The sequence below is a fragment of the Microcoleus sp. Aus8_D2 genome (assembly GCF_036702665.1).
Classification (GTDB): Bacteria; Cyanobacteriota; Cyanobacteriia; order Cyanobacteriales; family Microcoleaceae; genus Microcoleus.
The window spans coordinates 60,060-74,193 of sequence record NZ_JAUBUN010000031.1 but is presented as its reverse complement, the minus strand read 5'-3'; the positions used below and the strand labels follow the sequence as shown (position 1 = coordinate 74,193).

12 protein-coding genes are annotated in these 14,134 nt (G+C 43.5%); 3 read left to right on the top strand and 9 right to left on the bottom strand.

What is annotated here, in order from left to right; translation table 11 throughout:
- Window positions 1-74: 74 nt before the first annotated feature.
- From QUB64_RS22410 to QUB64_RS22390, 5 genes are all read right to left on the bottom strand, one after another.
- Window positions 75-4,550 (bottom strand): NACHT and WD40 repeat domain-containing protein, encoded by a 4,476-nt coding sequence (locus tag QUB64_RS22410; protein ID WP_333272964.1) that lies wholly within the window; start codon window positions 4,548-4,550, stop codon window positions 75-77.
- A gap of 405 nt (window positions 4,551-4,955) precedes the next feature.
- Window positions 4,956-5,099 (bottom strand): hypothetical protein, encoded by a 144-nt coding sequence (locus QUB64_RS22405; RefSeq protein WP_333272960.1) that lies wholly within the window; start codon window positions 5,097-5,099, stop codon window positions 4,956-4,958.
- A gap of 112 nt (window positions 5,100-5,211) precedes the next feature.
- Window positions 5,212-5,364: a ribbon-helix-helix domain-containing protein gene (locus QUB64_RS22400; RefSeq protein WP_333272957.1), complete on the bottom strand. Its 153-nt coding sequence runs from the start codon at window positions 5,362-5,364 to the stop codon at window positions 5,212-5,214.
- A gap of 131 nt (window positions 5,365-5,495) precedes the next feature.
- Window positions 5,496-5,894, bottom strand: a complete 399-nt coding sequence (locus QUB64_RS22395) for an NUDIX hydrolase (RefSeq protein ID WP_333272954.1) — start codon at window positions 5,892-5,894, stop codon at window positions 5,496-5,498.
- A gap of 205 nt (window positions 5,895-6,099) precedes the next feature.
- Window positions 6,100-6,282, bottom strand: a complete 183-nt coding sequence (locus QUB64_RS22390) for a ribbon-helix-helix domain-containing protein (RefSeq protein ID WP_333272952.1) — start codon at window positions 6,280-6,282, stop codon at window positions 6,100-6,102.
- 211 nt (window positions 6,283-6,493) lie between these two features.
- On the opposite strand from QUB64_RS22390, the gene QUB64_RS22385 reads away from it, so the two are divergent.
- The 3 genes from QUB64_RS22385 to QUB64_RS22375 all read left to right on the top strand — a co-directional run bounded on the left by QUB64_RS22385 (window position 6,494) and on the right by QUB64_RS22375 (window position 8,073).
- Complete coding sequence (locus QUB64_RS22385; RefSeq protein WP_333272950.1) at window positions 6,494-6,727, top strand: hypothetical protein; 234 nt, start codon at window positions 6,494-6,496, stop codon at window positions 6,725-6,727.
- Between the two features lie 141 nt (window positions 6,728-6,868).
- Entirely contained in the window at window positions 6,869-7,486 is a 618-nt protein-coding gene (locus QUB64_RS22380; RefSeq protein WP_333272947.1) for a hypothetical protein, read from the top strand.
- A gap of 191 nt (window positions 7,487-7,677) precedes the next feature.
- On the top strand, window positions 7,678-8,073 hold the full coding sequence (locus QUB64_RS22375; RefSeq protein ID WP_333272944.1) for a clan AA aspartic protease: 396 nt from the start codon (window positions 7,678-7,680) through the stop codon (window positions 8,071-8,073).
- 181 nt (window positions 8,074-8,254) lie between these two features.
- Here the strand turns inward: QUB64_RS22375 and QUB64_RS22370 are convergent, their stop codons facing one another.
- The 4 genes from QUB64_RS22370 to QUB64_RS22355 all read right to left on the bottom strand — a co-directional run bounded on the left by QUB64_RS22370 (window position 8,255) and on the right by QUB64_RS22355 (window position 14,131).
- Window positions 8,255-9,319, bottom strand: coding sequence for an NAD-dependent epimerase/dehydratase family protein (locus tag QUB64_RS22370; protein WP_333272941.1), 1,065 nt, complete (start codon window positions 9,317-9,319; stop codon window positions 8,255-8,257).
- 49 nt (window positions 9,320-9,368) lie between these two features.
- Entirely contained in the window at window positions 9,369-10,169 is an 801-nt protein-coding gene (locus QUB64_RS22365; protein ID WP_333272939.1) for a glycosyltransferase family 2 protein, read from the bottom strand.
- 3 nt (window positions 10,170-10,172) lie between these two features.
- Window positions 10,173-11,924, bottom strand: coding sequence for a hypothetical protein (locus QUB64_RS22360; RefSeq protein ID WP_333272937.1), 1,752 nt, complete (start codon window positions 11,922-11,924; stop codon window positions 10,173-10,175).
- 197 nt (window positions 11,925-12,121) lie between these two features.
- Window positions 12,122-14,131, bottom strand: a complete 2,010-nt coding sequence (locus QUB64_RS22355) for a chromosome partitioning protein ParA (protein ID WP_442921692.1) — start codon at window positions 14,129-14,131, stop codon at window positions 12,122-12,124.
- Between the last annotated feature and the right edge of the window lie 3 nt (window positions 14,132-14,134).

Below are 14,134 nucleotides of genomic sequence, written 5' to 3'. Positions count from 1 at the left end.
GGTTTTTTCCGACAAGATACGCCGCAGTCTTAAATCTGTGAAAAACCCGGTTTCTTTAGTATGATGCCGCATCTCTACAAATCGGCATCGCACACTGCCCCTAAAGCTTTAAGCGTAGCCTTCTCAGAATCCGTCAAACCCGTAACACCCGTGATATTCATAGCTTCATAAGGTCGATCTTTCAGACTTTTTAGACACTCTCCAGTCTGGGCATCCCAAAGCTTAATTGTCTCATCATTACTGCAAGTAGCAAGTGTTATACTATCTGGACTAAAGGCAACAGATCGTACCGAATTAGTATGCCCCTGCAAGACTTTCAAACATTTACCCGTGCGGACATCCCATAATCTTGCTGTTTGGTCATAAGCACCACTGGCAATAGTTTTACCATCAGGGCTAAAAGCAACTGAATTTAAGTAATAAGTATGACCTTGCAAGGTTTTTAACAACTTACCTGTGTCAATATCCCAAAGTTTCACCGTATAGTCAGAACTACTGCTGACAAGTATCTTCCCATCAGGACTGAAAGCAACAGAACGTACTAAATTTTCCCCGTTATCCAATATTTTCAAGCATTCACCAGTATTGATATCCCATAGCTTACAGGTTTTATCATCGCTGCCACTAGCCAGGGTTTTACCGTCAGGACTAAATGCAACTGACCAGATCCAGTCTGTATGTCCATGAAAAGTTTTTATACATTTTCCGGTGTGGATATCCCATAGCTTAACACTTGGGTCGGCGCTGCCGCTAGCCAGGGTTTTACCGTCGGGAGAAATTGCTACAGCATTTACTGCGCAGTGATGCCCGTGCAATGTTTTGACGCACATTCCTGCTTCAATATCCCATAATTTTACTGTTTTGTCATAACTGGCACTAACTAAAGTTTTATTGTCTGGACTAATAAACACGCCATTTATCCGACTGGTATGCCCTAATAATATTTTCAGACATTTCCCGGTATAAATATCCCATACTTTTACTGTTTGGTCTTCACTGCTACTAACTAAAAACGCACCATCAGGACTGATTGCTACTGAACGTATAGGGCTAAGATAACCTTGTAAAAACCTCAAGCATTCTCCAGTGCTAATATTCCATAATCTGGCTGTTTGGTCATCGCTACCAGTGACTAAAGTCGTACCGTCAGGACTAATTGCGACCGATCTTACCCAGTCAGTATGTCCACTTAAGGTTTTGAGGCATTCCCCACTGTGAATCTCCCAAATTTTTACTGTTTGGTCATAACTGCTAGTGGCTAAAATTGTATCATCAGGACTAATTGCTAGCGATCGTATACGTCCAGTGTGTCCCTGTAAGGTTTTTAAACATTCCCCAGTGTGAATATCCCATAGTTTCACTGTGTAGTCAAGACTGCCACTGGCTACGATTGTGCTGTGAGAATTGATGGCTACTGAATATACTCCACTGGTATGACCTTGCAGAGTTTTCAGGCATTCTCCTGTACGAATATCCCACAACTTCACAGTGCGATCGCTGCTACAACTTACTATGATTTGACCGTCTGAACTGATTGCTACCGATCTTACCCAACCAGTATGTCCGTGTAAGGTTTTCAGGCATTTCCCAGTAAAGATATCCCATAACTTTACTGTTTGGTCAACACTACAGCTAGCTAAAATTTTACCATCAGGACTTATTGTTAATGAATTAACTCGATTATGATGACCTTTCAACGTTTTTAAGCATTCTCCCGTGCGACTATCCCATAATTTTACTGTTGTGTCATAGCTGGCACTAGCCAAGGTTGTACCATCGGAACTAAAAACTACTGAACGTACCCAGTCTGTATGTCCTCTTAAAATTAACATTTGTTGACCATTTTCAACTAGCCATAATCTAATATCACAACTAGCATCACCTGTAGCAAATAGTTTGCCATCTGGACTAAATGCTACTACAAAAACCGTACCAAAAACTTTAGTAAAAATAGAATCAGATAGATTCGCATTAATAAAGTTTACACGACGCAAATTAGCCTTGGTAAAATCAGCACCTTTAATCACAGCTTGGGAAAGATTTCTCCCTTTTAATACAGCCTTGTCAATCTTCACCAACACCGTCGCTGCATTCCCCCCGATATAGCCAATTTCATCTTCCGATTTGCCTTTAGTTGCTTCCAGAACTTCTAATAATCGAGACTTAACCTCACCAACAAACCCAGTTTTTGAAAGCATCGGCACTAGCAAATCCATGACCGCTTTCGCCAAAGGTTCCCGCCCAAAACTGTTACGAATCTGCGCTAAACTCTCACCAACAAAAGCCTTCAAAGCTGGAATCGGCACAAGATCACCTGCATCATCCACCTGACGGCAAAAATACCCCGACCAAGTATAATCCACCGACTCAACAGAATTATCCAAATACAATTGTGCCTGAGACAACTCCGTGAAATCAGCAGGCAAAACCCCCAACTCCGCCGCCAACTTATACGCTACAAAAAACTCCAAAAGCGAGCGATGTGCCGGAGAATAATCGCCCTCAGCATTGCGAATCAACATCGTTTGACTCATCATATCGTAATGCCAGTGGTCTAAATCCTTTTCTTCCTGCACGACAGCACCGAACAAGCGGCGAATCCTGTCGGGAAACAGCCGATAATTCAAACTCATCTGGTCTGTTGATAGCATTTCCCAGGACAGTTCGCACAGGAAAAATAGCTTATCCGCCAGCGATGTAAACGTCCTTTCTGCCTTAATATCCCGCTCCATCTTCCGGCGCACTGCATACAGATACACCCGCGACATATCCACAGGTTTACCCGCTTGAATATCCGGCAATGCTTCTAAGATCAATTCCGCCATCACGGGCCTGCACGCCAAATCCAATAACTGCGGATTGTTCATCACCTGATTCACTGTTTCGGCATCGGCTTGGTGAGACAATACCTGACGGATTTGGTCGTCGTTAAATGCTGCTAATTCCAATACTTCAAACTGCGGCGTTTCTCCGCTGAGATTGGCAGTCGAAGCTTTTAATTCCGCATTCAATAAAGCGCGTCCTTCCTTGGATTCGGGAAAGTGTTCTGTGCGACAGGTTAAGATGACTTTCCCACCGGGAGCAATTACTTTTGCTAGTTCCCAGAAGTTGTTAATCATTTGTTGTCGATCGCACTTCGCGGCCATTTCATCAAATCCGTCAAAAATCAACAGCAACTTCCCCATCCGATTCAGTTGGTCGAACACCTCACTATTGAGACGAATATTGTGCTGAGTAAAAAAGAAACCCGCCAAAACATTCTCCACATTCAGCGCCTTCGCATAGTCGCGCAAAGTAATAATCAAAGGCAACCGAGGCCGTTGAGTTCCTCTGTCCTTTGCCTGTTGATATGCCTGCAAAGCCGTCCAAGCGTAGTGAAAAGCAAACCAAGTTTTCCCCGTCCCGAATTCGCCCAAAACAGAAATATGTTCCTTCGCCGGGTCATCCATCCACAAATCGATATAACCGTCAATCCAGCCATCCTCTTCGCCGTAATAACTCGCATCAATCTGTCGCTTGTTAACAGAGTCTAACTCAGCTTTCGTACAACCTAGAGGCACGTATTTGTCATCGATTTTCCGGCGCTTAACTTCGTTTTCCAACCATTCGATATAACTGCTAAAATCAGCATCAACATCAATCAGTTCGTCAAACGTATAACAATCGAGATGCCGATTTTCCGGCTGGTCAACTTTCTTTCGTGCTGCTTTGGAAATCCGCCGCGCCGTCACCAGCCAACCTTCATCGGTTTTTTGCGCTGCTACCGACTCTCCCAGCGCCTCAACATCTTGAATTTGCGCTTCTCCGGCGATGCCGCGGATTAAAATGCGATCGAATCTGCCCCGCCTCACGGGAATTTGAATAATCCATTCAAAATAGTTATCTTCCCAAACTTGATACGGTTCAAAATCGTAGCCCAATATTTCAAACCAGCCGCGCATTTGCTGCGCCAAAGCAAAGCCTTGGGATTTACCAGCAGTTTCATTTCCTGCTGGTAAAGCTGGATTATTTTCAACTGCCAATCGCGCCATTTCGGTGCGAATTCCTTCTAAAGTTGGGAGTCTATCGAGTCTTTCTTGAACAGCGATAATTTGTTGGTGTACCGAATCAATCTGATGCTCGATCAAAGCTTCTTTGGGATTGCGGGTATTCTTGGTGACTGCAATGAAAACTGCGGAAAAAGCAGCAAACTCGCGCCGAATGTCAATCCCTAAAGCTTTAATTTCATTTCCCAAGGCGTAGGTATCGAGAAATTTTTCGCCTCCTTCGATCAAAATAGCCGGAGAATTGCGATCGAATGCTTGGCGAAAAGCTTGTTTAATTTCTTCTTGCCGGAATAGTTGTAAAATTGGCTTGGGTTTGCCGACGCCGTATTCTACTAAGGTGTAGGCGTAAACGCTGCTGAAGTCTGGTAGCGGGTGTTCGGGGTCGAGGTTGAATTTTTTGAGTAATTTGATGACGGTTTCGCTGCGCTCGAGCTTATCTTTGATTAAAGGCTGGGCGATGGTGGTAATTGCGCCGATAATTGCATCGATATTTGGTATAATCATGCTGGGATTTTGAGGTGGTTGGTGGGATAAGATGGAAAGGCGATCGCACCCGATAGATTTTTTTTATAGTATAGCAACTGACCCCAAAAATAGGATCAATTGTAAAATTTCTGATTTTTTGCTGCCCTCAATTCATTAATAAAAAAAATGAAAATCCTGTAGGGGCGGGTTCGCCAACAATCTATGAAAACCACGAAAAATATCAAAAACCCGCCCGATCGCCGCGATTGTATACATTAACATCTTACCTCAAAAAATACGAAAAATATCATAATTCTGTCCCGTATCCGCCATTATCTAGATTAAAATTTTACAATAAATTTACCGTACATTATTATTGTTCGTGGGTGGGGGCGGGTTTACAAGATTATTCATTTCGATCGTAAATGGTTGGCGAACCCGCCCCTACAAATTTGGTTGATAATATAACAATGTCTCATCTGCTGCTACCAAAAACTGTTCTGCTACCTCCAGATTATCTTGGGCTATGTAGGTAGCGTGCTCAATTAAGTCTTTGATAACAATTGAGCGTTTGTTAACTTCAGTCATTGATATAATTTTACTTGTGAGCGATGTTGTTGCGTACAGTCTGCCGAATATTTTCCCAATCTGCCTCAGTCATCGGAGTCGCTTCACCAGAATCCACAGCTTCTAGTAAAAGTTATTCGACACATTCTTTAGCGGTTTTACGCTTTTGTTCCTGAACAATCAGCTCCAAAATATAATCGCTGATGTTATTATAATTGCCACTAGCTACTTGTTTTTCGAGATAGGCTTTGACGGAATCAGGCAAGGAAATATGGATGGTGTTCATAAATTTGAATCCTTGGCTTGCAAGCTTCTATTTATTGATTTTATCACAAATAAGGGCGATCGCACTTTCTCCCCAAAGCCAAAGTACGATCGCCCTTCAATTTTCCTTTTACCAAATCTTTAACCAAAAGATTAGTCCTGCGTCTTCAGCAAAACCGCCCTATGTCCAGCATATGCGTCATGGATGCGTTCCACATGACTGGAAAACGTGTTAACCGGCAACTCCGAGGGTAGATACCACTGAATGTCATCTGCTTCTTCCGTGATACGCGGGCTACCCCCGACGACTTCACAGCGGAATGTAAACACCAAGTCCGATCGCACTGGTATAGCATAAATGCCAATCGCACCTATCACCTTAACCAGCAAACCCACCTCCTCTTGTACCTCACGAACAACCGCAGCCCAAGGAGCTTCCGCCGCCTCAACCCTACCCCCAGGCAAGTTCCAAGCATCCCTGTCTGTGCGGTGACACAGCAATACCTTGCCACCGCTGTCAATAATTATCGCAAAAGTACCAATGGTGTGCATGGTTTACAAGCTTAATTTTTCTAATGAGTAGACTCTTGCATTCATTCACTCTCTTATCTTGAAACTATCTGCGTCTATCTGTGTTCATCTGCTTGAAATCTGCGGTTCCTGTATTAACCAAAGATTTATGCAATGCAAGTCTAGTATCTATCAAATCCTGTTCGAGCAAAGTGCGATCGCCCTTCGAGGGCTTCGCTAACGCCCTTCACTGCTGTGTATCCTGTTTTGCTTCGGTTTGCGACTGTTGATGCTGTTTAATACCTTTTTCAATCAGCTTCCCAGCCAACCAAGACACAGACCGTTCGTCTTTCTCGGCCCATTCCTCTAATGCTTTGGCTATTTCAGGAGGAACGTAAGTGGTTACTCGTGTGAGGTTTTTTGGTGGCACGATCGTATTTTTCTTATTGCTACTTTCTTTAATATTCTAGTTTTGCACGTTACCTGTTGACATATTATCACTTTAGGCGCTATGATACAACCTAGTGTAACCTAAAACAAACCCCTGCCACACTAGACGCCAATCAAGACGCGGCAGGGGTTTGGACTCCCACATTCAGGAGATAACCCATTAGGAGATAACCCATTAGGAGATAACTTCAATGATACCAACACCAAAGTCCGTTCCCGAACTGCTGCGCGAAGAAATTCCCGACGCGCCCCCCGACAAAAAACCCGTCCGCTTGCTGCTGTGCGGCACTCCCAAGGGTGTTAACAGGATCGTAGATATCCTGCAAATCTTGGGTTTCGCCAAGATTGAGGAGTGGAGTCCGCCTCTCCCCTCGCCCATTAGCGGTGAGATTATGCGGATTTTGACCCGCTATTTTGCTGAGTAGGCGTTGAGGTCGATCGCACTTTTGTCGAGATTTTGTTGCACTTTTGTCGATAAGTGCGATCGACTACCTGCAAATATGCAACTTCTAAGCCTTCGATAATTGCTATAATATACATGGATACATATTGGTAGTTTAAACATTATGGCCAAGCGAAAAATTTTACAAGAAGGTCGAGAATATACTTTTCGTTCATATTTTGAATTACCTTACGAAACCGATGAGATTTTAGCAGAATTTGATTACTCATTAATCAAGGAAAGGCTATCTTTGCCGACAACAAACAAACAGTTAAATAGACTTACAGAGCTTCAAGAAAAGATAGAAGATATCCTTCCCCTGGTCAGCCTCAGCAGCGAAATAGCTAGAAAAGAATCATTAGTATCGCCAGTTTTGCTAGACATCATTCGATACTGCCAATGTCAACTGAGATTTGAGTATACTCTCAACGTCAATAGCTGGCTAAAAGGAAAATTAGACTATCTCGTGCAATCCCATCAAGATTTGCTAGTTATTGAAGCAAAAAACGACGATATGACTAGAGGATTTACGCAATTGGCTGTAGAATTAATTGCTAGGTCGCACGTTGAAGAACAAAATATACTTTACGGCGCGGTGACAATGGGAGATGTCTGGCGATTTGGGAAGTTAGATCGAATTCAGCAGACTATTTTTCAAGATATCAATTTGTTTAGAGTGCCTGACGATTTAGAAGATTTAGTTAAGGTAATGGTGGGAATTTTAGACGGTGTGGCAATATAATTATTAGTTCGCGATCGCACGAGCGATCGGAAAACCGGGTTTTTTTACGAAAATCCTTCGTTGTTACCCGCAGATTAGATGAAAAACCCGGTTTCTTTTGTCTTGATGTGTAAGTCCTGGCTATCTTAATCTGGTGTCAGTTGGAAGACATTGTATAATGTTAGCAGGAAAAGAGGAAAAAAGAAAATGATATGAAAGAATTAAAGAAATTAGAAGTAGATGGACTTAAGAATATGGGGGCAGTTTGGACTCAGGTGAAACTGACAAATGCAGTTGATGATGAGTTAGTGCGTCGAGGTTTGCTTGCACCTCGGCTACTGCGCGAGATTGAAACAGAAGGTTTGGTAGATACAGGTGCAGTTAATCTCGTAATTCCAGCAGAGATTGCACAGCAATTAGGTTTGCGAATTCTCGGCCAGCAACTTGTTAAATATGCGGACAGTCGTCAGGAAGCTGTGGGAGTAACTGGCCCTGTAATCGTTGAGTGTGAGGGGCGCAAGACTATTGATGAGGCATTGGTAACTGGTGATGAGGTACTAATTGGTCAGGTTATTTTGGAGAAACTTAGATTTGTTTGTGGATTGTAGGAATCAGCAGTTAATGCCAAATCCTGCTAACCCTGATTATCCTGTTACTTATATTAGGTGAAATATGTAGGGAAACGGCACTGCCGTGTCCTAAGGCCGGAGACGGCAGTGCCGTTTCCCTACCGCAGAATAAATGGTTTGATTACCAAATTCTACAAAACATCTGCCGCGTCAAAAATCCCTACAAAATCGAACTCAAAACCACCTCATTAGCCGCAATCCAATCATAAATATCCTGCAAAGCCGCCTCCGGCCCAATCATAGGCTGCCATCCAGTCTTCTCCATCACCCTAGAAGAATCGGTAATAAAAATCGGAATATCCCCCGCCCGTTCTTCTAAAATCGGATTAATTGGAATCGATTTACCTGAAATTTTGCGGCACAAATCAGTTGCTTCAACCAAAGAAAGACTGTTGCTCACACCGCCGCCGACATTAAAAACTTCGCCGTCAAATTCAGCCAAATGTTCCAACTGATAATTAACTAACCTCAACAAATCTTCAACGTGCAGCAAATCCCTAACTTGCTTCCCGCTACCGCCAAAACCAATATAACTCAGCGACTTTTGAAAATAATGAGCCGCCACCCACAAACCGTAAACTCCCTGATCCACTTTACCCATTTGCCAAGCACCGGTAATTAGCCCGCAGCGGTTAATAATTGCCTGCACGTTGTATGCTTCCCTGTATTCCTCAATCAGCAATTCCGACGCTAATTTAGTTGCGCCGTAAAGCGAGCGGTGCCCTTTTAACGGGAAGTCTTCAGAAATGCCTAGCTCCGATATGCCGGGTAAAGTTTGTTCTGGGGCGATCGCAAATCTATCAGCCAACTCCAACAGCTTAACAGATTTCACAAGGGCGATCGGATAAACCCGACTCGTAGACAAAAACAACAAACTCGCACCAGTCTGTCTCGCCAACTCCAAAACATTCACAGTACCCAGCAAATTCGTCTGCAAAACGTACTGAGGCGAACTAAAACCCGCCAAAACAGAAGGTTCCGCAGCGCAATCGATAATGCAATCAGCATTGAGCGCAACGGGATCTAAATCAGCCGCCGTGCGAATATCCCCGTAAACAAACTGAATCCCGCAACTTTTAAGCCTCGGAATATTCAATTCCGAACCCCGGCGGCGCAGGTTATCCAAACAAATGATTTGCCATTCTGGGTGAAGTTTTTTCAGGCCAATTGCCAAACAACTGCCAATAAAACCCGCACCGCCCACAATTAAAATTCTCTCAGGCATTAACTAAATTTCTTGCTAAAATATGGTTCTATCGTTCGGACTGAAGTCCTTATTCGTTCGTAGTAAGGACTTCAGTCCTTGACTTGGGCAACAAATCTAATTTCAACTCATTCATCTTTATAGTCCGGTGGTAGTCGCCGCGAGAAAGATGTTTTTCCAGCCAAACATACAAGACAATAAACAAATACCTGCTGCCCATCTCTTTAATTTTCAACTTAGAAATACCAGCAGTCCGATTGTACCACCTCAGAGGAATCACCGTATAGGAAAAACCCCGCACAATTGCTTTCAGAGGCAGTTCTACCGTCAAATTAAAATGATGGCTCAAAATCGGATGCACGCCTTCAATCACTTCTCGGCGGTAGAGTTTAAAAGCATTGGTGACATCGCTGTAGCCCAAGCCGAAAATAGTTTTGACAAACCAGTTTGCTAAGCGGTTAATTGCTAATTTGTGAATGGGATAATCAACGACAAAGCCGCCTTTGATAAATCGGGAACCGAAAACACAGTCATATCCTTCTTCCAATTTGCGGTATCCTGCTACCAAATCTACGGGATCGTCGGAAGCATCCGCCATCACAATCGCCGCCGCATCGCCTTCAAATTCTGCCAATCCCCGGCGCACGGCAAATCCGAAACCGTTGGGAGGTTGATTGTTGATATATCTAACTGTGGGAAAAGTTTCTGACAGTTCCTGGCAAATGTCAAGGGTTTTATCCGTGCTATTGTCATTCACAATCAGAATTTCGTGGGGAATCCCTTCTAAATCCAGCGTTTGGGCTAAAGCCCGCACAGTACCGTACAAACAGCCCTCCTCATTGTGGGCTGGTATAATCACCGAAATTTTCACTCCTCATCCTCCGCGCAACTGGACAAACTGGTTGTCAACAGGATTATACACCCAAGCTTTAATTTCCGTTTGGGCGATCGGCAAATCACTACCTGACACATCAACCGCCCACCTCGCATTATTGTACAACTGTGATTTCAAAGTCTTAGCAATATCGGGACTGTCCAAATTTACATAAGCGTTAGCAAAAAAAGATTGTTTGTCGCCGACAGATAGCAGTACAATATTCGGCTGTTGCAAATTTTCTGGCAAAACCGCCCAACCAGCAGCATTTTTCTTGACAGTCAAGGATTTATCGTTGGTTTGAGGTTTGTCTAAATAGCCGTAAACTCGATCGGGATTAGAAATAAACTCTACATTGTTCGCAAACTTTCTCCAACCTATTTTATCGATAATTGCAGCGCCTTCTCTCACCAGCCAACTTTTTTTGCTCAGCACCCTCAAACAGCTTTCCGGCGAATTATTGAAAAACTCCGACGGTTCCAGATAGTTAATTAACTGCAAACAATCTTGAGCGCCTTGTTTGTAAATTAGTGCCGAGCTAGTTTGGGCTATCGCCTTCTGATAATTAACAATAATCATCCCAATTAATAGCCATGAAACTACTCTATAAATCAATTTATAGTTGAATTTAAACAGAGCTTTTGTTTCTCGAATAAACAATTGTCCTAGCTGAACCAAAGCAATTAACAGCAAAATCGAATTAGTCGTATATCTTGAAGATTCCAGCGCCTGAATCGCCCCAAAATTAGCCCTACCAGCCGTAATAAACAAAGCCGACAAAACCGAAAACAAACCTATTGACAGCCAAGCCAAAGCCTGATATCGCAATCCTAAATCAATTGTAGGATGGGCATCTTGCCCGTCCCAACACAATCCCAAATCAGTTGATAAAATCTTCTTTCCAAAATGCCCTACAAAAAACACAAAACTAGCAAATATTACCAATCCTACCAATGCAGAAATTCCAGGTAATCTAACAATTGGCGAACCCAGCAAACTCAAAAAGTAATCGATCGCCACCAGCGGCTTGCTCAACAATGAAATAATACTTGTTTTCCGGCTCGGATGATAATCAATTGAGTAAATAGCACAAGTTGCCGCAAACAGCAACATCCAGGCGATCGATCTTTTGCGTTTCTGCGCCCAATTTCCCTGCAAAGCCGCCACAGCCGGAATCGCCGCCAACCAAGACAGCAAGCCTTGAGCCAGGGAAAAACTAGCAATAAAGCAGAATACAGCAGCAATATAAATTCTAATATTAGGCAATAATTTGTGAGTTGAAACCAGCGCATAAACCGCCCCTACAAAACACAAATTTACAAAAAACCAAGCTAATTGAAATCCCCAAAGCCAGTTTTCATGTTGAACCAGGGAGAAAATTAAAATACAAGTTAAAATATTAGCTAAATGCCACAAATTATCCCCAACATTCTTAACCTGCATCGAGGATAACTTGTACGTAGCGATAAAAGTTATCGCAGCCAAACCTATGCTGAGACACAACTGATAATTAATATTCCATCGGGAAGCAAACGCCAGCAGTGCAATAATTATTTTGGGGAAAACTATGCGGTGGTTGCTGTGCAAAGCCCAAAAATCGTTAAACGTTACACTTCCATGAGCGATTTTCTCAAACAGGCTAGCCAACCTCCACTCGTCATCAATGGGCACGTTAACGCTAAAAGTGGCTACAAATCCGATTAAAAGGACAACTGGAAGTAGATATAGCGTAAATAAAATAAATTTTTTCATGAATGTGCGATCGCACCAATTGCCACGACCATTTTATATTAAATGTATATACTTTTGTCATTGCACGACGAGAGAGCAATCACAGGGGTTCGACTTTCCTCCTCATAGTTTGAGCAAATAAGGACTAAAGTCCTCACTACAAACTTAATGGCACGTTTGTAGTGAGGACTTTAGTCCTGTTCAATTCGGTTCACCAACTACTTAACAGTCTTGAACGTATCCAGCTTGCCAGTAAATCGGTTGATAAACATCTGCAAAACAGTCCGCTTGCCGATATTGATATTAGAACTTACAGCCATTCCCGACTGCAAGTTAACTTCCTGTTGATTTGGCTTGCCCTTGTTCAAGACAAACTTTTGATTCTTGAGCTTAATTTTGGTTTTGAAAGAGTAGTATTTCCGCAATTCAGTAGGAGGCTCAGCATCCTTGCTAATCTCTTTCACTTCACCCTCTGCCGTACCAAATTCCATCGCCGGGAAAGCCTCAACATTGACCTCCACAGGTACGCATTCGTATTTCGTAAGACCCAATTTCTCTCTATTAACTTCCTTCTCAGGACACAGGCAGCTTTTACCTTTTTCGCAGTCTATCTTTTCTCCATCTAATTGTTTGCCGTGATACTGCTCCAATTTTTCCCGCTTGTGTTTCATACCATCCAACACGAGAGCCACGTTGCTGTTTTCTAGGTAAACAACTGCTTGCAGACCGTTTTCGTCGTCCAAAACCTTGAGCAGCTTCTCAGTTTGCTGGGCTTCATAATAAGCTTCTTCGCAGCGTTTAGGACGCGGTTCGCCGGGTTTCACCACTGAGTTAATAATGGATTGGCATATCGGATCTTTTGCTAGATCCAACTTAGCATTCTCCTTCTTAGAAGGTTTCAAATCGAAGATAACGCCGGATACGGGAGACTTCATAACTTGAGTATCGCGGGTTTGCTGCGCTTTTTCTAGCTGAGCGTTTACCTCGGACAGCTTTTTCAGGTTTTCCACTTTGAAGCGGCTTAGCTGAGAATCGCTGCTGGCAATTTGTTTCTGGTTTTCAGCAATTTTGCTGTAAAGTTCTTTTGCCCAGGAATCCTTGGTGTTTTTCAATTGTTCTTGGGCGCGGGCGATCGACTCTTGAATGCGCGCTTGCTCTCCTTGCTGGCGCTTTACTTCAGCGGTAATTTTTTGGATGTCACCTTGACGCGCGTTCATTTCGCCTTTGCGCGTGTTGATTTCACCGAGGCGCGTGTTAATTTCGCCTTTGCGGGCGTTGATTTCACCTTCGCGCTGCTTGATTTGATCAAGCTGTTTGAGAACTTCGCTTTGGCCTCGGAAAACGTCTTGTTCCTGTTTTTCTTTTTGCAGTTCAGCGATCGCTCCTTGCTCTACCAGCGGGGTAAGTCTGCCCAGAATACCTTGATTGGACTTGAGTACCTGTTGGGACTTCGCTAGCTGTTCGTCAGCCAATTCTTTCTGGGCCTCGGAAGATTTTATTTGCTCTTTTGAAGATTCTAACTGCTGCTTGGCATAATTTAATTGGTTCTCAGCAAAACCCAATTGTTGCACTGCTACGGTCATTTGAGCGTCGGCTGATTTCTCAGCATCCTCGGCTTGCTTCAGTTGTTTTTCCAACTCCTGAACTTGCCCTTGGGCTGCGGCGACGCGAGACAGAAATTCCGATCGATAATTAACATACAGTCCTTGCTGGGCTGCATCAAAAGTTCCGCTGGCTCCCCTGTTGAGGTACAGCTCATCAATCAAAGCTTGCAGCACTTGATTTTGTGCCGCGAGGCTCTGTCTGTCCTTAATTGTTGATTCTAGGTTAGAAGGAAGAGCGCCTTGAACTTGTTTGCCGCTCACCACATCTTCATAAAATTTATTTTCTTTTTCCAGCGCTTCTTTAGTTTTCTTGATCGAAGTTAAATCGGCAGCGGGTGCGAGGGGGTTGAAAGTAAGCAGGGGCTGGTTTTTTTCCACGCGATCGCCATTTTCAACGTGAAGTCTCACCACAGCGCCCGTAGCAGGTGCTTGGATGTCTCTAGCGCCATCTTTGAGTTCCAATTGGCCGACAGCGGGGACAGCTTGCTCTACGCTAGCAAAATAAGCCCAAACTACAGCCGAAGTGGTCATCAGCATGATCATCCACAAAAACAAGCGCGACCAAATCGCTGGTTTTTCCAGAATGACTGCTTGCTCAGAAAGCATGATCGATTTCATAGCCATTTC